18 protein-coding genes are annotated in these 16708 nt (G+C 70.2%); 12 read left to right on the forward strand and 6 right to left on the reverse strand.

From position 1 onward, the window contains the following. The first annotated feature begins 4 nt into the window (after positions 1-4). Together LHP98_RS14340 and LHP98_RS14345 are read left to right on the forward strand one after the other, a co-directional pair. A complete protein-coding gene (locus tag LHP98_RS14340) occupies positions 5-1048 on the forward strand; it encodes a YeeE/YedE family protein (protein WP_227253224.1) in 1044 nt (347 codons plus the stop codon). Between the two features lie 92 nt (positions 1049-1140). Next, the gene (locus tag LHP98_RS14345) at positions 1141-1716 is read left to right on the forward strand and encodes a CIA30 family protein (RefSeq protein WP_227253225.1); all 576 of its coding nucleotides are present in this window, start codon (positions 1141-1143) and stop codon (positions 1714-1716) included. A 30-nt stretch (positions 1717-1746) separates the two neighbouring features. On the opposite strand, the gene LHP98_RS14350 is transcribed toward LHP98_RS14345, so the two are convergent. The 4 genes from LHP98_RS14350 to LHP98_RS14365 form a co-directional block, all read right to left on the reverse strand. Then, positions 1747-2781 carry a lipocalin-like domain-containing protein gene (locus tag LHP98_RS14350; RefSeq protein WP_227253226.1) on the reverse strand — a complete coding sequence of 345 codons (1035 nt, stop codon included), beginning with the start codon at positions 2779-2781 and terminating at the stop codon, positions 1747-1749. Further along, positions 2771-5158, reverse strand: coding sequence for an FtsX-like permease family protein (locus LHP98_RS14355; protein WP_227253227.1), 2388 nt, complete (start codon positions 5156-5158; stop codon positions 2771-2773). The genes LHP98_RS14350 and LHP98_RS14355 overlap by 11 nt, the downstream gene beginning before the upstream one ends. After that, positions 5155-5805 (reverse strand): ABC transporter ATP-binding protein, encoded by a 651-nt coding sequence (locus LHP98_RS14360; protein WP_227253228.1) that lies wholly within the window; start codon positions 5803-5805, stop codon positions 5155-5157. The genes LHP98_RS14355 and LHP98_RS14360 overlap by 4 nt, the downstream gene beginning before the upstream one ends. Positions 5806-6079: 274 nt before the next feature. Further along, positions 6080-6589 (reverse strand): DUF2478 domain-containing protein, encoded by a 510-nt coding sequence (locus LHP98_RS14365; protein WP_227253229.1) that lies wholly within the window; start codon positions 6587-6589, stop codon positions 6080-6082. A 491-nt stretch (positions 6590-7080) separates the two neighbouring features. Between LHP98_RS14365 and modA the strand changes: the two genes are divergently transcribed. Genes modA through modC form a run of 3 tightly spaced genes read left to right on the forward strand, consistent with a single transcriptional unit; the run spans position 7081 to position 9702 of the window. Continuing rightward, complete coding sequence (gene modA / locus LHP98_RS14370; RefSeq protein ID WP_227253230.1) at positions 7081-7869, forward strand: molybdate ABC transporter substrate-binding protein; 789 nt, start codon at positions 7081-7083, stop codon at positions 7867-7869. 46 nt (positions 7870-7915) lie between these two features. Then, entirely contained in the window at positions 7916-8614 is a 699-nt protein-coding gene (gene modB, locus LHP98_RS14375; RefSeq protein WP_227253231.1) for a molybdate ABC transporter permease subunit, read from the forward strand. Beyond that, complete coding sequence (gene modC, locus LHP98_RS14380; RefSeq protein WP_227253232.1) at positions 8611-9702, forward strand: molybdenum ABC transporter ATP-binding protein; 1092 nt, start codon at positions 8611-8613, stop codon at positions 9700-9702. Before modB ends, modC begins: the two co-directional genes overlap by 4 nt. A gap of 102 nt (positions 9703-9804) precedes the next feature. Here modC and LHP98_RS14385 read toward each other — a convergent pair whose 3' ends face one another. After that, positions 9805-10563, reverse strand: coding sequence for an SDR family NAD(P)-dependent oxidoreductase (locus LHP98_RS14385; protein ID WP_227253233.1), 759 nt, complete (start codon positions 10561-10563; stop codon positions 9805-9807). A gap of 59 nt (positions 10564-10622) precedes the next feature. Next, positions 10623-11414, reverse strand: a complete 792-nt coding sequence (locus LHP98_RS14390) for a DeoR/GlpR family DNA-binding transcription regulator (RefSeq protein WP_227253234.1) — start codon at positions 11412-11414, stop codon at positions 10623-10625. A 240-nt stretch (positions 11415-11654) separates the two neighbouring features. On the opposite strand from LHP98_RS14390, the gene LHP98_RS14395 reads away from it, so the two are divergent. Genes LHP98_RS14395 through LHP98_RS14425 form a run of 7 tightly spaced genes read left to right on the forward strand, consistent with a single transcriptional unit; the run spans position 11655 to position 16664 of the window. Further along, positions 11655-12929 carry an aspartate aminotransferase family protein gene (locus LHP98_RS14395; protein ID WP_227253235.1) on the forward strand — a complete coding sequence of 425 codons (1275 nt, stop codon included), beginning with the start codon at positions 11655-11657 and terminating at the stop codon, positions 12927-12929. Between the two features lie 4 nt (positions 12930-12933). Beyond that, a complete protein-coding gene (locus tag LHP98_RS14400) occupies positions 12934-14553 on the forward strand; it encodes an aldehyde dehydrogenase family protein (protein ID WP_227253236.1) in 1620 nt (539 codons plus the stop codon). Positions 14554-14556: 3 nt separating this feature from the next. After that, the gene (locus tag LHP98_RS14405) at positions 14557-15162 is read left to right on the forward strand and encodes a BMC domain-containing protein (protein ID WP_227253237.1); all 606 of its coding nucleotides are present in this window, start codon (positions 14557-14559) and stop codon (positions 15160-15162) included. Continuing rightward, positions 15159-15419, forward strand: a complete 261-nt coding sequence (locus tag LHP98_RS14410; RefSeq protein ID WP_227253238.1) for a hypothetical protein — start codon at positions 15159-15161, stop codon at positions 15417-15419. Before LHP98_RS14405 ends, LHP98_RS14410 begins: the two co-directional genes overlap by 4 nt. Then, a complete protein-coding gene (locus LHP98_RS14415) occupies positions 15419-15676 on the forward strand; it encodes a EutN/CcmL family microcompartment protein (protein ID WP_227253239.1) in 258 nt (85 codons plus the stop codon). The genes LHP98_RS14410 and LHP98_RS14415 overlap by 1 nt, the downstream gene beginning before the upstream one ends. Positions 15677-15701: 25 nt before the next feature. Then, positions 15702-15983 carry a BMC domain-containing protein gene (locus tag LHP98_RS14420; protein ID WP_227253240.1) on the forward strand — a complete coding sequence of 94 codons (282 nt, stop codon included), beginning with the start codon at positions 15702-15704 and terminating at the stop codon, positions 15981-15983. Positions 15984-16001: 18 nt separating this feature from the next. Then, a complete protein-coding gene (locus LHP98_RS14425; RefSeq protein WP_227253241.1) occupies positions 16002-16664 on the forward strand; it encodes a hypothetical protein in 663 nt (220 codons plus the stop codon). Positions 16665-16708 lie beyond the last annotated feature (44 nt).

The following is a 16708-nucleotide window of genomic DNA, read 5'->3' on the forward strand; positions in this document are numbered from 1 at the left end:
GACGATGGACGGCTTGCCGATGGGCGTGCTGGCGGCGCTGGTCGGACTGATCGGCGGCGCAGTAATGGGACTGGCCGCGCGGCTGGGCGATTTCTGCACGCTGGGCGCATTGGAAAGCGCGGCCTATGGCCATGACCAGCGCCGGATGCGGCTGTGGGGAATCGTGCTGGGCGTGGCGATCCTGGGCACCCAGTTCGGCGCCATGGCCGGGCTGATCGACCTCGACGCGAGCTTCTACCATACGATCAGCTGGAACCCGATGGCCTCGATCCTGGGCGGGCTGGTCTTCGGCTACGGCATGGCGCTGGCCGGCAACTGCGGCTTTGGCGCGCTGGTGCGCTTTGGCGGCGGCGACCTGCGGTCGATGGTGGTGGTGGTCGTGATGGGCATCTTCGGCTTTGTCGCGCTGTCGGGCCCGCTGGCCCCGCTGCGCCAGATGCTGTTCCCGCAGCCCGATGCCGCGGGGCCGCAGGGCATTGTGCACGACCTTGGTGCGTTCGGCATGCCGGCGTGGGCGGTGGTGACGGTCCTTGGCCTGGCCTGCCTGGGCGTGGCGCTGTCGCATTCCGGGCTGCGGCACAGCCCGAAGATGATCGCCTGGGGCGTGGCGGCGGGTCTTGCCGTGGTGTGGTGCTTTGCCGGCACCACCTGGGTCGCCGACCACAGCCTGAGCGAGGTCGCGGTCGAGGGCCCGTCATTCACCGCGCCGGTCGGGCGCACGCTGATCTACCTGATGACTTCGACCGCGGGCGGCATCACCTTCTCGGTCGGCTCGGTGCTGGGGGTGATGCTGGGGGCACTGATCGGCTCGATGATCCGCGGCCTGTTCCGCTGGGAGGCCTGCGAGGACCCGCGCGAACTGGGCCGGCAGGTCAGCGGCGCCGTGCTGATGGGCATCGGCGGCGTGGTCGCGATGGGCTGCTCGATCGGCCAGGGCGTGACCGCCTTCGCCGCCCTGGCCTGGTCGGGGCCGGTGACCCTGGTCGCCATCGTCCTGGGTGCCCTCCTGGGCCTGCGGCAACTGATCTCGGGCTTTCAGCCTGGCTGACCGCCGGCGCTGGCGGCGCTGGCAATGCGGCGGACTTCGTGTTCCTCTGAAAGCGCGCGCGGTCGGTGTCGCCGTGACGCCAGGAGGTGTCGATGCGCAGACGATTCCCCGTCGTCCTTGCGGCGGTTCTGCTGACCGGGGCCTTGCCCTGCGCCCTGGCCCTGGCCCCGGCCCTTGCAGACGATATCATGATCGAGGATTTCACCATGCAGCCCGAAACCCGCTGGCGGTTCTTCACGGACCAGGTGATGGGGGGCGTCTCGACCGGCCAGGTGGCCTTTCTGCAGGAAGGCGGCACGCGCTTTGCCCGCATGACCGGCCAGGTCAGCACCGCCAACCGGGGCGGCTTCATCCAGATGCGGCTTGATCTGCCCGCCCCGCCGCCCGAGGGCACGACCGGCCTTCGGCTTGTGGTCCGCGGCAACGGGCAGCGCTATTTCGCCCATCTGCGCACGGCCGGCACGCTGCTGCCCTGGCAATACTATCAGGCCGGATTCGAGGTGACGGAAGCCTGGACCGAAGTGCGGCTGCCGTTCGAGGCCTTTGCCGCCTCGGGGGCGATGCTGCGCAGCGTGCCCCGGGCAAGCCGGCTGACCTCGGTCGCCGTGGTGGCCTATGGCCGCGACCATGACGCCCGGATCGACGTGCGCGAGGTGGGATTCTACTGACCGGGCGGGGCTTGGCCTTGCCCGGGCAGGTCAGTCGTAGCCGGTCATCTCTAGATACCCCACGCCGCCGGAACTGCCCGAGATCGTCACCGGACCTTCCCAGTAGGGCACCGAGGTCGCCATCCAGGCCTGCGGGTTCAGCGCCTTGACCGTGACGTCGATGCCGCGGCCGGGCAGCCTGACGCGCCATTCCACCGGCACCTCGCGCCCCGAGACGGTCTGGCGGGCCAGGGGTTCGGCCGCAAAGGCGCCGTCGGGGTAGGCGGTGGTCTGGCCGTCCGCCGTGATCCAGGTGGCGGCGGTGAAGTTCCGCTCACCGCGCAGCACGAAGCCCATCAGCTTGTCGCCGCTGTCGAAGGACAGCGAGAACCAGTCCCAGCCGCGCTGGTCTTGCGCCAGGGGTTGCGAGGACCATTCCCGGTCAAGCCAGGCGGTGCCGGTGACCGCGACCGGACCCTCGGGCAGGGTGAGGCTGCCGCTGACCTGATAGAACGGCTGCGAGTAGTAGTGGCTGGCCTGCCCGGCGGCGGATTTCACCGAATAGCCCTGCTGGCCATGCAGCACCAGCGGCCCGGTTGCGACCAGTGCCACGTCATAGGCGAAGTCGGGGCCAGAGGCGGCAAGGCGAAGCGTGTCGAAATCCGGCCCCGCCATCTGCCAGTCGTCGATCCAGGCCGCGAACGGGGTGGCGGTGACCCCGGCCTGGCCGATGCCGCCGCGGGCCAGCCGCTCGGCCACGAAATGCGCCTGCGGCGTGGTAACGGCGGCATGCCCCATCCAAAGCTGCGGGCTGGCCCATCCCGGCCCGTCGCCGGGGGCGAGGGCGCTGCGGAACAGCGTCCATTGCAGCCCGTAGGGCGTGCCGTCCGGGCCGGTCAGGTTGGCCGTCAGATACCACCATTCGATGCGAAAGGCGGGATGCGCGCCGTGATCGGCCGGAAACTGCAGGACGGTGTCGCGGCTGGGCCGGGCGAAGCTGTCATCTTCGCTGCCCAGCCCGGCAAAGCCCTGCGCCAGCGCCTGCACCGGCAGCCACAGCAGAAGGATCAGAAGCCTAGCGTTCATGGCGGAACACCCCCAAAAGGCGCGCAGGCGGCATGCGTGACAATTGCCACGCCGGCCAAAGCGCGGCCAGCGCCGCCGCCAGCAGGGCCAGCCCGCCCAGCCGCAGATAGTCACCCGGGAAGAGATACATCGGCAGGCGCCAGCCGAAGGCCTCGACATTGACCACCGCCAGCAGCGCCCAGGCCAGCGCCAGGCCCAAGGGCAGCGCCAGCACCCCGGTCAGTGCCGCCAGCACCACCGCCCGCGCCAGATCCAGCGCTGCCAGCCGGCGCCGGCTGACCCCCAGCGCCCAGACCGGAGCCAGCTGCGGCAGGCGCATCGCGGCCAGGGTCAGAAGGCTCATCAGCAGGGCGAAGCCGGCGACCGCCAGGGTCAGGACGTTCAGCGCCGCGGTGACGGTGAAGGTGCGCTCGAACACCGCCAGCGACAGCGCCTTGATCGCCGCCTGGTCGATCATCGCGGTGTCCGGCACCCCTGCCCGGTCGCGCAGCGCGGCCTGCATGGCGCCGACCTGTGCGGGGTCAAGCCGCAGGCCGAAGCGCAGCGGGGTCACCTGCGGAAAGGCGCGCTGGAACAGCGCCTCGGTCACGATCACCTGCCCGACCGGATTGCCGTAATCGCCGTAGATGCCCAGCACGGGCAGCGCCAGGCCGGGGGCGATCTCGACCGTGTCGTCCAGGCCAAGCCCGGCGCGGCGGGACAGTTGTTCGTTGATCAGCACGCCCTCGGCCCGCGCCAGGGCGTCCCAGACATCGGGGATCGCCTGCAGAAAGCGCCAGTTCTCGCGGTAGGTGGCGTGATCGCGGGCGCCGAAGACCTCGGCCGGCAGGCCCGCCACCGTCCGCTCGACCAGGACGATGGGCAGCACCGCCTGCGCCTGGCCTTCGGCCACCGCGACAATCGCGCGGGCCTGGGCGGGGTCGGTGGCGGAGACATAAAGCTCCGAGGCCAGCCGCTGGTCGAGGAAGCCGGTGAAGGTCAGCCGGAACGACGAGACCATGGTGGACACACCGACATTTGCCGCCATCGCCAGCAACAGCGCCATCAGCGCCAGCGCCAGCCCCGGCAGTTGCTGGCGCGTGTCGGCCCAGAACCATTGTGCCAGGGGGGCCTGCGCACGCGCCTCGGCCCGACGCAGCAGCCCGGCCAGCAGCGGCGGCAGCGCCAGCGCCCCGCCGATCAGCAGCGCGCCCAGCATCGCAAAGCCGGCCCGCAGCCCCTGCCCCCAAAGCGCCAGTGCCGCTGCCACACACAGCAGCGCCAGCGCCAGCAGGGCCTGGCCCCGCTGGTGCCGGGCCATGGCCCAGGCCCGCGGCTGGGCGCTGGCCAAGAGCGGCATCCGCACCAGCGCCCAGAGCGCTCCGCCGCCCGCCACCGCGGTGCCTGCCAGCGCCATCGCCAGCCCCGACAGCCACCAGACCGGCCGCAGGGCAAGCTGGCCCGAAACCTCGGCGCCATACAGTCCGCGCAGGGTGGCCGCCACGTCGGGCAGCAGCGCCGCCGCCACCAGATAGCCAAGCGCCACGCCAAGCAGGCCCGCGACCAGCGCGAGTGCCGCCAGTTCCAGCGCCATCAGCCCGATCAGCCGCCGCAGCGGCGCGCCCAGCGCCCGCAGGGTGCGCACCATCGTCCGACGCTGCTCGAACGCCAGACCGATGGCTCCGTGCACGATGAACAGCCCCACCGCAAAGGACAGCAGGCCGAAGGCGGTGAGGTTCAGGTGGAAACTGTCGGTCAGCCGGGCGACATCGCTGCCGCCTTGCGGCGCGGTCTCGACCAGATCGGGGGCGACCTCGGCCAGCGGGCGGCGGGTCAGCGGCTGGTCTGGCAGGACCAGCAGGCGGTCGATCTGGTCGGGCCGGTTCAGCAGCCGCTGCGCCAGCCCGATGTCGGTGATCGCGGTGTTCGGAGCGATCTCGGGGGTGACCACGGGTTCGGCGCCGGTGTCAGGCAGCCGGGCCAGCGTCTCGGCACGGGCAAAGACCTGCCCATTTCCGGAAAGAAACGCCCCCAGATCGGCCCCGTCCGGCAGCGGCCCCGGGCCGGTCCCGCGCGGGGCGGTCAGCGGCTCGATCCCGATCAGCCGCACCGCGCCCAGCTTGCCCTCGATCACCGGCGACACGTTCCAGCCCGCGCGCCGCAGCGCGACATAGGTCTGTTGCGCGATCACCCCGCCCGGCAGCGCGGTGATCTGGGCCAGGTTGCCCTCGCCCAAGGCGCCGGCGGCGGCATCGTAGCTGGCGCGCGCCTCGGCATTGATCGCCTGAACCCCGGACCAGAGCGCCGTTCCCAGCGCCAGCCCCGCCAGAAGGGTGAACAGTTGCAAGGGGTTGCGCCACCAGTGCGAGAGCAGCGCGGCCAGGATCACCCGGTTCACGTCAACTGCCCGGCGCTGAGGTGCATCCGGCGGCGCATCCGCGCCGCAAGCCGCTCGGAATGGGTGACCAGGATCAGCCCCGCCCCGGTTTCCGCCACCAGCTCGCAGAGCAGCGCGAAGACGGTGTCGGCGGTCGCCTCGTCCAGGTTGCCGGTCGGCTCGTCGGCCAGCACCAGCCTGGGCCGCGGCGCCAGAGTGCGGGCGATGGCGACGCGCTGCTGCTGGCCGCCCGAAAGCTGCTCGGGGTATTTGTCCAGATGCCCGGCCAGCCCCAGCCGCTGCGCCAGCGCCTGCGCATGGGCCGCGTCATGCCGCCCCGCCAGGCGGGCCTGGAAGGCGATGTTGGCCGCCACCGTCAGCGAGGGGATCAGGTTGAACTGCTGGAAGATCACCCCCACCGTGCCGCGCCGCAACCGCGCGCGGCCGGGATCGTCCAACGGCGTCAGGTCGGTGCCGTCAATCGCCACGCTGCCGCTGTCGGCCGTATCCAGCCCGCCGATCAGATGCAGAAGCGTGCTTTTGCCCGAACCGGATTCGCCGGTCAGCGCCAGCATCCCGCCTGCCTCAAGCGCCAGCGACACGCCGCGCAGCACGGCGGTCTCGGCCCCCGGATAGGTCTTCGTCACCTCGCGCAGACTGAGCAGCATCGGGCATCCTCCTGACCCGAACATAAGCCGGGTCAGGCCGATGGAAAGCGCGGCCTTGCGGCAAGGCCCGATCCTTGCGGCAGCCCGGCACTGGAAGCGATCGGCTGGCCTGTCCTGCAAGACCGCCGGGGGGCGCCCCGTGCAGGCGATGAACAACCTGTTCGCCCCGCCGCGGGTGACGGCCACACCCGGCCGCCGCGCTGAACAAGGCCAACTGCGGGATCGACACGCGACCCCGAGACCAACCCCGAGACCGGCCCCACCGCCGGGCCTGTCACGCCCGGGCGGCCGCGCGGGCGCGCCGGCACCAGGTCAGCAGCGCCGGCAGGTCGGCCGGCAGGGTCTTGGCCAGCCCGCCGGCAAAGCGCTCCCAGGCCGGCGCGTGGCCTTCGCGCACGGCCACCAGAACGGGAACCCCGATCTGGCAGGCCTGCTCGATCACGGCGCGGACGCCATGGCCTTCGGCCTCGGCCTGGCCGAACCGCGGAATGACCAGAAGGTCGGCGCCGGACTGAAGGCCGCCAAGCGCGGCACCGGCGGCTTCGGCCAGGCCGCGGGGGTCAAGCTTGCAGCCCTGCGCTGCCGGCCCCAGGTTCTGGGCGATGCCGAAGACCTGGCCCGAGACCAGTTCGCACACCGCCATGTCGCCGCAACTGCTCCGCGTCTGCAGCAAGCCGGCCACCCGCCAACCTTCGGCGGCAAGGGTCGCCACCAGCGCCGCGAGCTTGGGATCGATCTCGGCCTTGTCCGCCATGAACACCGCTGCGATGCCAGGGTTTTCCATGACCTGCCTCCTGCGCCGGGACCGAGTCTGGCGGTCGTTGCCCTCAGGCCCCTTGGCGTTATGGTCGCGAATATATAGCGCCTGTCAACCGGCGCGTGCCATTCTGCCCCGCCGGGGCCGCGCTGCGGTCTGGCCAAAGAGAGACCTGCGGTGGTTTCATCGACAATGCCGCGCGGGTCCGCGGATGGCCACCAGGCGCCCGCCGGGCGTGGTCGGATCGGGAAAGGCCGCGCTTCTGGCGCCGATCCCTGCAACCGGCCTGATCGCTGCTGCCGGACGCCAGATGGCGGTGCGCGACAAACCGGCCTGGACGCTGGTCAAGCAGGGGGCCTCATCGGGCCGATCCGCACCGTCTTTGCCCAAAATCCAGCCGTTGCTGAGGCGATTGTGCGCCCTGCGGTCAGACTGGATATGTCCGGCGGAAAATAGCCCTTGCCTTGCCAGAACCGACCAGGTGATGTGTTTCCAGAACCATATCGACAGGAGGAATCATGTCCCGCCGCCTTGCCGCATCCCGTCTTGCCCCCTCCCGTCTTGCCCTGGCCTCCGCGCTTGCCGTGTCGCTGGCTGCGCCTGCGTTTGCCGAAGAGGTGGTGGTCTTCGCCGCCGCATCCATGAAGACCGCGCTCGACGCGGTGGCCGCGGATTTCCAGGCCGCCACCGGGCACGGCGTGATCATCAGCTACGGGGCATCGAACGCGCTGGCCAAGCAGATCATTGAAGGCGCTCCGGCCGACATCTTCGTCTCTGCCGCTGTCAACTGGATGGACGAAGTGGAAAAGGCCGGTCAGGTGGTGGACGGCACCCGCAGGGATCTTTTCGGCAACGCGCTGGTGCTGGTGGCCCACGGCAAGGACGCGGCTGCCGTCGCGATCGGGCCGGGGTTCGATCTGGCCGGGCTGCTGGGCGATGGCAAGCTGGCGATGGCGATGGTCGATTCCGTGCCGGCCGGGCAATATGGCAAGGAAGCCCTTGAATCGCTGGGGATCTGGTCGGCGGTCGAAGGTGCAGTGGCACAGTCCGAAAACGTCCGCGCTGCGCTGACGCTGGTGTCAACCGGCGAGGCCCCCTACGGCATCGTCTATGCGACGGACGCGGTGTCGGATGACAACGTCACCGTGGTCGGCACCTTCCCGGCCGACAGCCACAAGCCCATTGTCTATCCTGGCGCGCTGCTGACCGGGGCCGCAGACGACGCGGACCGCGCCTTCTTCGAGGCCTTGTCCCTGGACGCCGGAGACGCGAAGTTCGTCGAGCAGGGCTTCGTGATCCTGAACTGAACTGAACCGACCGGGTCGGGCTGACCCGACCGAGGCGAAGGGTGGAATGGCGGACTGGCTTACCCCTGACGAATGGCGCGCCGTGGCCTTGTCGCTGCGGGTTTCGTTCTGGGCGACGCTGGTCAGCCTGCCGCTGGGCGTGATGGTCGCCTATGCCCTTGCGCGGTGGGATTTCTGGGGCAAGCAGGTGCTGAACGGCATCGTGCATCTGCCGCTGATCCTGCCGCCGGTGGTCACCGGCTATCTGCTGCTGGTGACCTTCGGCCGCAAGGGAACCGTCGGCCTGTATCTGGACCAATGGTTCGGCATTGTCTTCGCCTTCCGCTGGACCGGGGCCGCGCTGGCCGCCGGCATCATGGCGTTTCCGCTGATGGTGCGGGCGATCCGCCTTGCCATCGAGGCGGTGGACCCCAGACTGGAACAGGCCGCCGGCACCCTGGGGGCCTCGCGGCCCTGGGTTTTCGCGACGGTGACGCTGCCGCTGATCCTGCCCGGCATCATCGCCGGCGCCATCCTGGCCTTTGCCAAGGCGATGGGAGAATTCGGCGCGACGATCACCTTCGTCTCGAACATTCCCGGCCAGACCCAGACCATGCCCTCGGCGATCTATGCCCTGCTGCAAGTGCCCGGCGGCGATGCCCAGGCGGCGCGGCTGGTCTGGATCGCCATCGCCATCGCGATGTCGGCGCTGCTGCTGTCGGAATGGGTGGCGCGGGCCGTGGCCCGCAGGATCTCGGGCACATGACGCTGCAGATCGCGCTTCGGCATCGCTTTGCAGGCTTTGTCCTGGACGTCGCCTTCGAGGCGCCCGCCGGGGTGACGGTGCTGTTCGGTCGATCCGGTTCCGGCAAGACCACCGTGATCAACGCCGTCGCCGGGCTGCTTCGCCCGGATCAGGGCCGGATCACCGCCGACGACGTGGTGCTGCTGGACACCAAGGCCGGGACGAACCTGCCCCCGCATCGGCGCCGGATCGGCTATGTCTTTCAGGACGCCCGGCTTTTCCCGCATCTGACGGTGCGGCAGAACCTGCTTTACGGGCGCTGGTTCGCGCCCAAGGGGGCGGCGGCGGTGGAGCTTGGCCGCATCGTCGATCTGCTGGGCATCGGCGCCTTGCTGAACCGCCGCCCCGGCGCCCTGTCGGGCGGCGAGAAGCAACGGGTCGCGATCGGCCGGGCCATCCTGTCGAACCCGCGCCTGCTGGCGCTGGACGAACCGCTGGCCGCCCTGGACGAAGCGCGCAAGGCCGAAATCCTGCCCTATCTGGAACGTCTGCGCGACGAGTTGCGGCTGCCCATCCTTTACGTCAGCCATGCCATTTCCGAGGTCGCCCGGCTGGCCACCACGGTTGTGCTGATGGAGGCGGGCCGCGTCACCGCCGCCGGCCCCACCGCCGCAATCCTGTCGGACCCGGTGACGGCCCCGCTGCTGGGCCTGCGCGAGGCCGGCGCGATCCTGCTTGCGACCGTGGTAGCACAGGATGACGACGGATTGACCCGGCTGGTTTGTGCCGCCGGGCCGCTGTGGCTGCCCCGCGTGGCCGCCCCCGTCGGGGCAAGCCTGCGCGTCCGGATCCTGGCACAGGACGTGATGCTGGCCACCACCCGGCCGATCGGCATTTCGGCCCTGAACGTCTTGTCCACGACGGTCCGCGACGTCCGCATGGGCGACGGCCCCGGCGCGCTGGTGCAGCTGGAGGCAGGCGACGAAATGTTGCTCGCCCGCGTCACGCGCCGGTCAGTCGATGCGCTGGGCCTGGCCGCGGGACAACCGGTGTTTGCGGTTCTGAAGGCCGTCTCGGTGGCGCAAGAGAACGTCGGAGCGACCGGATGACCGCCGCGAGCGCGACCGCCGGATCGCGATGTGCTCTGGCCCGAGCGGACCTGCGGGGGCATCGGCAGGCTGAGACCGGACGAGGTGCCGGGGCCGGACGGGTCAGAGGCTTTCGGCGCCGTCGATCACCAGGGCGTGGCCGGTCATGAAGGCCGAGCGGTCGGAGGCCAGGTAGAGGATCGCTTCGGCAATCTCGTCCACGCTGCCCCAGCGGCCCATCGGAATGGTCTCGGCGACATAGTTCTCAAGCGCCGCGCGGCCGCCCATCTGGGCCTGGAAGCCGGCGTTGAAGGGGGTGTCCACAAAGCCCGGACACAGCGCGTTGCAGCGGATGCCGTCGCGGGCATGGTCCACCGCGATCTGCCGCACCATCGCGATGGCGGCATGCTTGGTGGTGCAATAGGCGATCATCCCGCGGTCATACTGCACGCCGGAATTCGACGCCGTGACGATGATCGAGCCGCGCCGCTGTGCCCGCATCGGCCCAAGCGCGGCCTTGGCCGCCACGAAATGCGCCCGCACGTTCAGCCGCCAGGACAAGTCCATCTCCTGCACGCTGGCCTCGGCCAGCCCGCCCGAGACCTGCACTCCGGCGTGCGAATGCAGGATGTCCAGCCGGCCGTGCCGGGCCGCGGTTCCGGCAATCGCCTCGGTCAGCGCCGCGTCGTCGGCAACGTCCACGGCCTGCGCCTCGGCCCGGCCCCCGGCAGCGGCGATCTCGGCGGCCACCGCCCGGGCCGCCGCCCCGTCGCGGTCGGTCACCACCACCAGCGCCCCTTCGCGGGCCATCGCCAGCGCCCCTGCCCGCCCGATTCCGGACCCCGCGCCGGTGACGAAGGCCAATCGATCTTTCAGGATCATGTCGCGCACTCCTTTCCGGGTCACCTCCGCCGTCCGGCGCCGTTCGCCAAGGCTGTCGGTCACTCGCCGCCATCGGGCGTGGCCAGGGTGAACGCGGCCCCGGTGCGGGTGATCGCCGCGGCGATCTCGAGCGCCGGCGGGCTGTCGGACACCAGTTCGACCCCGGGCCCCCAGCGGCCATACAGCTTGAGCGCGCGCACCCCGAACTTGCTGCGATCCGCGACGATGGTGGTGCGCTCGGCACAGGCCATCATGGTGGAATAGACGGCGGCCGCGTTGACCTCGGCGTTGCTCATGCCCTCGGCGGTGATGCCGGTGGCCCCGATGATCGCCCGATGCGCGCCGAAGCTTTGCAGGAAGGCCACCGTATCGTGCCCGACCAGCAGGCCCTCACGCGCATCGTATTCGCCGGGTGCGCAGATGACGGTGAAGCTGGCATTGGCGGAAAGCGCCGTCACGATGTCGAAGGCGTGGGTGATGGCGGTGATCCCGCGGTGGTCGCGGGCGATGCGGCGGGCGACATGCAGCGTGGTGGCGCCGCCGCCGAACAGCAGCACCTCTTCGTGCCGGACGCCGGCCGAAACCGCCGCCGCGATCGCCTCGCGCTCTTCGATCATCATCGCGCGGCGTTCGGCCAGCGCGGGTTCGGCGACGAAGTTGCGCACCGCGCCGCCGTAGGTGCGGCTGATCAGCCCGCGTTCGTCCAGTTCGCGCAGGTCACGGCGGATGGTCTCGCCCGAGACGCCCAGCGCCTCGACCAGTTCGCTCAGGCGCAGGCTGGGGGTCGAGGCGAGGGTGTCGATGATGCGCTGCTGGCGCGCGTCCTTGGCATAGCGGTAGGCCCTGGTCATGCCATTCCTCGCACCCTGGTGTCCCGGTCATCCGACTGTCTAGCGCAATGCCGGCCGGAATTGAAGGAGATGCCCCGCCCGGTTTGCCTGTTCGGCAGATTTTGCCCGCATCTCCGCGAATTTGCGGGGGCAGCCGGGGTGAACTTGGCAATTCTGACATGGTTTCTTTGACAGTCACACGAATGTTTGCGAGTATTCCACAGAAATGTGAGTCGCGACGGTCACGTCGGCGGGGGAGTCATGCTGGACTACGGGCTGTTCCGATACACCTCGAAGGAAGAGGTGCTGGAGAAGTCGATCCGCTACTGGAACCCGGGCAAGACCCGGTTCTGGCAGGAGACCGGCGTCGATCTGGTGATGGGCCGGCGCGAGGGCTACATCATCCACGACATCGACGGCCGCCGGCTGATCGACCTGCACATCAACGGCGGCACCTACAACCTGGGCCACCGCAACGCCGAACTGATCGCGACGCTGACCACGGCGCTGGAATATTTCGACATCGGCAACCACTGGTTCCCCTCTGTCGCCCGCACCGCGCTGGCCGAGGCGCTGGTGAACTGCTCGCCCGGGATGTCCTACGCCGTCTTCGCCCCCGGCGGGGCCGAGGCGGCGGACATCGCCATCAAGTCGGCCCGCTATGCCACCAAGCGGCGCAAGATCGTGTCGATCATCAAGGGCTACCACGGCCACGCCGGGTTGTCGGTTGCCACCGGGGATGACCGTTTCACCAAGATATTCCTGTCCGACCGGCCGGACGAATTCATCCAGGTGCCGTTCAACGACCTGGCCGCGATGGAGGCCGCGCTGAAGGGCCGTGACATTGCGGCGGTGATCCTTGAGACCATCCCCGCGACCTATGGCTTTCCGATGCCGGCGCCCGGCTATCTGCAGGGCGTGCGCGATCTGTGCACGAAATACGGCACCCTCTACATCGCCGACGAGGTGCAGACCGGCTTCATGCGCTGCGGGCAGATGTGGGGCTGGCAGGTGTTCGGCGTGCAGCCGGACCTGTTCATCGCCGCCAAGGGCCTGTCGGGCGGGCTTTATCCCATCGCCGTCTGCATGCTGGGCGAACGCGCCGGCGGCTGGCTGCACGAGGACGGCGCCGCGCACATCTCGACCACCGGCGGCGGCGAGGTGGGCTGCTTCGTGGCGATGCGGGTGCTGGAGATCCTGCAGCGCCCGGAAACCCGGGCAAACACCCGTGCCGTCTCGGAATTCTTCGCCGAGGGCTTCGCCGACCTGATCCGCCGCCACCCCGATGTGGTGGTGGGGCTGCGCCAGATGGGCACCGTGATGGGGGTGGAATTCGACCACCCCGAAGGCGCCGTCGCCGCCAGCCGGGCGCTGTATGAAACCGGCGTCTGGGCGATCTTCTCCTCGCTGGACAAGCGGGTGCTGCAGTTCAAGCCGGGCGTGCTGATGAGCCGGGCCTTGTGCGAAGAGGTGATCGAGCGCTTCGACGCCGCGATCCCGCGGTTGCGGGCGCTGATCGCCGAGATGAAGGGATAGCGCGATGGACGGCGGCAAGCCCTTCCTGACCTTCGCGCAGAACCCCCTTGACGGGGTGATGGAGCGCGCCCGCTGGGCCGCCGGCGCCTTTGCCGAGCTGGACCGTGCCACCACCTTGCGCATCGCCAGGGCGGTGGCCGAAGCCGGTCATTCCCGCGCCCAGGCCGATGCCGAGGCGGCGGTGCGGGAAACCGGCTTCGGCGTGGTCGCCCACAAGCGGCTGAAGAACGAGTTGTGTTCACGCGGGGTGTTCGACACCTACGCGGGGCAGGATTTCGTCGGGCCTTTGGCCGAACCCGACCGCAGGATCGTGAAACTCGCCCGGCCCGCCGGGGTGATTCTGGCGCTGACGCCTTCGACCAACCCGATCGCCACGCTGAACTTCAAGGCGGTGCTGGCGATGCTGACGCGCAACGCGGTGGTGTTCAGCCCGCATCCCTTGGCCAAGGGCTGTTCCATCGCGGCGGCCGAGGCGCTGGCCGAGGCCGCGCGCAAGGCCGGCGCGCCGGATGGCGCGATCCAGGTGCTGCGCGAGCCGACCATTCCGCTGGTCGAGGCGGCGATGTCGGATGCGCGGGTGGATCTGGTGCTGGCGACCGGCGGGCCGGCGGTGGTGCAGGCGGCCTATCGGTCGGGCCATCCGGCCTATGGCGTGGGGCCAGGCAACGCGCCGGCCTATGTGCATGAAAGCGCCGATCCGGTGGCGGCAGCAAAGCGGCTGGTGGACTCAAAATCCTTCGACAACTCCATTCTCTGCACCAATGAATCCGTCGTTCTGGCCGACCGCGTCCTTGCCGACCGCCTGCTGGAGGCTCTGCGCCAGGCCGGCGCGCATGTCTGCTCGGAGGCCGAGGCCGACCGGCTGCGCGCCCTGCTTTGGAACGCAGAGGGCGGCTTCAACGTCACCGGCGCGCTGGGCAAGGATGCCGCGGTGATCGCCCGGGCAGCCGGAATCACCGTGCCGCCCTCGACCCGCATCCTAGTGGTGCCCTTTGCCAAGGTGCAGCCCGAGGAACCCTTTGCCCGCGAAAAGCTGGCCCCCGTGCTGGGCTTCGCCCGCGTCGATGGCCCGGGCGAGGCCGGCCGCGCCGCCCGCGCGATGATGCGGCACGCCGGAACCGGCCATTCCGCCGGCTTCCACGGCCGCGACGAGGCCGCGCTGATGGCCTTTGCCCGCGCCGCCCCGGCCTTGCGCGTTGCCGTCAACGTGCCGCTGTCGCAGGGTGCCGCGGGTTTCGGCACCAACCTCGGCCCGACCATGACCATCGGCACCGGCTTTGCCGGTGGCTCGGCGCTGGGCGAGAACCTGCGGCCCGACCATCTGGTGAACTGGGTGCAGATCGCGCAAGCGGCCGACGCCGAACCGGCGCGGTTCGATCACATCTCACCCTGGCGGGCCGAGCCGCTGTTGCCGGCCGAGGCGCCGATTTCCTACAGCCAGGGCAACCCGCCCGGCGGCCCTGTGGGCGGCAAGCGCGCCCCGGTGCCGGGGGTGGACCTGCCGTTCGGCGGCAGCGCCGTCACCGCCCGCGGGCCCGCCGCCCAGGACGACATGGCCGCACTGCGTGCCGAAATCCGCGCCCTCGTCCTTGAGGAACTGCGCGCCGCCCTGCAGACGGCCTGAGGGATGGGCAACCTGCGGTCCTTCATCTTCCTTGATCAGCTGCAGCCGCAGACGCTGTGCTATCTGGGCACCTGGATCAAGGGCATGCTGCCGCGGTCCAACATGGCCGCGCAGATCATCGAGGTGGCGCCGGGCCTGGACATCGAACCCCTGACCGACGTGGCGCTGAAGGCCGCCGAGGTGCAGGCCGGCATCCTGGTGGTGGAACGGCAGTTCGGCTACCTGGAAATCCACTCCCGCTCGACCGCCTCGGTACGCGCGGCGGCCGAGGCGGTGGCCGAGGCCCTGGGCGCCAGCCCCTCGGACGCGATGCGGCCCAAGGTGCTGGCGTCGCGCATCGTCACAAGGATCGACCCGCAGCACGCCTTTCTGATCAACCGCAACCGCGCGGGGTCGATGGCGCTGGCCGGGGAAACCCTGTTCGTGCTGGAGATGGAGCCGGCATCTTATGCCATCCTGGCCACCAACGAGGCCGAGAAGGCCGCCGAAATCAAGGTGGTGGACTACCGGATGATGGGCGCCACCGGACGGGTCTACCTGTCGGGAAGCGAGGCCAGCATCGCCGCCGCCGCCGAAGCCGCGCAAGCCGCGCTGGAGACCCTGCAATGACCGGACCCGACCGCGAAACCCTGCGCCGTCTGGTGCGTGAGGCAATTGCCGAGGCCCTGGCCGAGTTGCGCCCCGAACTGCGCCCCGGGACGGCCGCGGCCACCGGCGCCGCTTCAGACCTGCGCGTCGTCACCGAAAAGACCATCGCCGCCCTGCCCGAGGGCAGCACCCTGCGGCTGGCCCCCGAGGCCGTGGTCACCCCGCTTGCCCGCGACCGCGCCCGCGCGCGGCGCATCACCCTGGAAAGGACACGCTGATGCTCAAGGCCACCGTGATCGGCCGCGTCTGGTCCACCAAGCGGCTGGACGACGTGCCCGCCGGCCCCGTGCTGGAGGTGCAGATCGAGGATTCCTCGTCGCGCCTGCTGGCCTTTGACCCGCTGGGCTGCGGCGACGGCGAGAAGGTCATCATCGCCACCGGCTCGGTCGCGGCCGGCTGGTTCAAGGGCAAGGCCCCGCCGATCGACGCGCTCATCATCGGCTCGATCGACGAAGCCGCCACCAAGACATCCTGAAACCCCGTTCCGAAGGAGAACCCCCATGTCCAGCAACGCCATCGGCATGATCGAAACCAAGGGCTATGTCGCCGCACTGGCGGCCGCCGACGCCATGGTCAAGGCCGCCAACGTCACCATCGTCGGCCGCGAGCAGGTGGGTGACGGGCTGATCGCCGTCATCATCAACGGCGACGTCGGCGCGGTGAAGGCCGCAACCGAGGCCGGCGCCGAGGTGGCAGGGCAGGTCGGCCAGCTGGTCTCGGTCCACGTCATCCCGCGGCCGCATGCCGACCTGACCAAGCATTTCATGGCCGGCCAGTCGTAACGCCCGGGCACAGCCGCCATGTCCTCCCGGCCAAAGCCCGCCAAGGCGCCCGCGGGCGAGTTGCGCGTCTATCTGCAGATCCCCGATCTGCAGCCGCAATTCGCCGCCGCGATGGCCACGCCCACCCGGGCGCGCGGCTACCCGCCGCTGGCGGGCGACCATGCGCTGGTGATCGAGGTGGCGCCGGGCCTCTTGATCGAGCGGGTGATCGACCTGGCGCTGAAGCAGGACCCGGACCTGGAGCCCGGCATCCTGTTCGTCGAACGCCAGTTCGGCGTTCTGGAGTTGCACGGAGGCGACCGCGACCGGCTGGATCGGGCCGGGGCGGCGATCCTGGCGGGCCTTGGCCTTGCGGCGGCCGATCAATTGCGGCCGCGGGTGCTGTATTCCGACATCATCGAGGATATCGCCGACCAGCACGCCATCATCATCAACCGCAACCGCCAGGCCTCGATGATCCTGCCGGGGCAGACGCTGCTGTTGGCCGAGATCGTGCCGGCGCTGTTCGCCGCCATGGCCGCGAACGAGGCGGAACGCGCAGCACCCGGGTTGACCATCGTGGATGTGCAGATGATCGGCGCGGCGGGGCGGATCTACATGGCGGGCACGCCCGAGCAGGCGCGAAAGGCGCTGGACCGGATCGGTCAGGTGCTGGCGGCGATCCAGGGCCGCGACGGCTGAGGCTTGCCCCAGGGGCCCGGGGTGGTGCAGCCTTGGGCGGGGCA

Source organism: Rhodobacter sp. Har01 (genome assembly GCF_020564565.1).
In the GTDB taxonomy this organism is placed as follows: Bacteria; Pseudomonadota; Alphaproteobacteria; order Rhodobacterales; family Rhodobacteraceae; genus Pseudogemmobacter.

Coding starts and splice junctions, on each gene's coding strand:
- LHP98_RS14340 (WP_227253224.1), top strand. CDS start 5: ATGGACGGCTTGCCGATGGGCGTGCTGGCGGCGCTGGTCGGACTGATC.
- LHP98_RS14345 (WP_227253225.1), top strand. CDS start 1,141: ATGCGCAGACGATTCCCCGTCGTCCTTGCGGCGGTTCTGCTGACCGGG.
- LHP98_RS14350 (WP_227253226.1), bottom strand. CDS start 2,781: ATGAACGCTAGGCTTCTGATCCTTCTGCTGTGGCTGCCGGTGCAGGCG.
- LHP98_RS14360 (WP_227253228.1), bottom strand. CDS start 5,805: ATGCTGCTCAGTCTGCGCGAGGTGACGAAGACCTATCCGGGGGCCGAG.
- LHP98_RS14365 (WP_227253229.1), bottom strand. CDS start 6,589: ATGGAAAACCCTGGCATCGCAGCGGTGTTCATGGCGGACAAGGCCGAG.
- modA (WP_227253230.1), top strand. CDS start 7,081: ATGTCCCGCCGCCTTGCCGCATCCCGTCTTGCCCCCTCCCGTCTTGCC.
- modB (WP_227253231.1), top strand. CDS start 7,916: ATGGCGGACTGGCTTACCCCTGACGAATGGCGCGCCGTGGCCTTGTCG.
- modC (WP_227253232.1), top strand. CDS start 8,611: ATGACGCTGCAGATCGCGCTTCGGCATCGCTTTGCAGGCTTTGTCCTG.
- LHP98_RS14385 (WP_227253233.1), bottom strand. CDS start 10,563: ATGATCCTGAAAGATCGATTGGCCTTCGTCACCGGCGCGGGGTCCGGA.
- LHP98_RS14390 (WP_227253234.1), bottom strand. CDS start 11,414: ATGACCAGGGCCTACCGCTATGCCAAGGACGCGCGCCAGCAGCGCATC.
- LHP98_RS14395 (WP_227253235.1), top strand. CDS start 11,655: ATGCTGGACTACGGGCTGTTCCGATACACCTCGAAGGAAGAGGTGCTG.
- LHP98_RS14400 (WP_227253236.1), top strand. CDS start 12,934: ATGGACGGCGGCAAGCCCTTCCTGACCTTCGCGCAGAACCCCCTTGAC.
- LHP98_RS14405 (WP_227253237.1), top strand. CDS start 14,557: ATGGGCAACCTGCGGTCCTTCATCTTCCTTGATCAGCTGCAGCCGCAG.
- LHP98_RS14410 (WP_227253238.1), top strand. CDS start 15,159: ATGACCGGACCCGACCGCGAAACCCTGCGCCGTCTGGTGCGTGAGGCA.
- LHP98_RS14415 (WP_227253239.1), top strand. CDS start 15,419: ATGCTCAAGGCCACCGTGATCGGCCGCGTCTGGTCCACCAAGCGGCTG.
- LHP98_RS14420 (WP_227253240.1), top strand. CDS start 15,702: ATGTCCAGCAACGCCATCGGCATGATCGAAACCAAGGGCTATGTCGCC.
- LHP98_RS14425 (WP_227253241.1), top strand. CDS start 16,002: ATGTCCTCCCGGCCAAAGCCCGCCAAGGCGCCCGCGGGCGAGTTGCGC.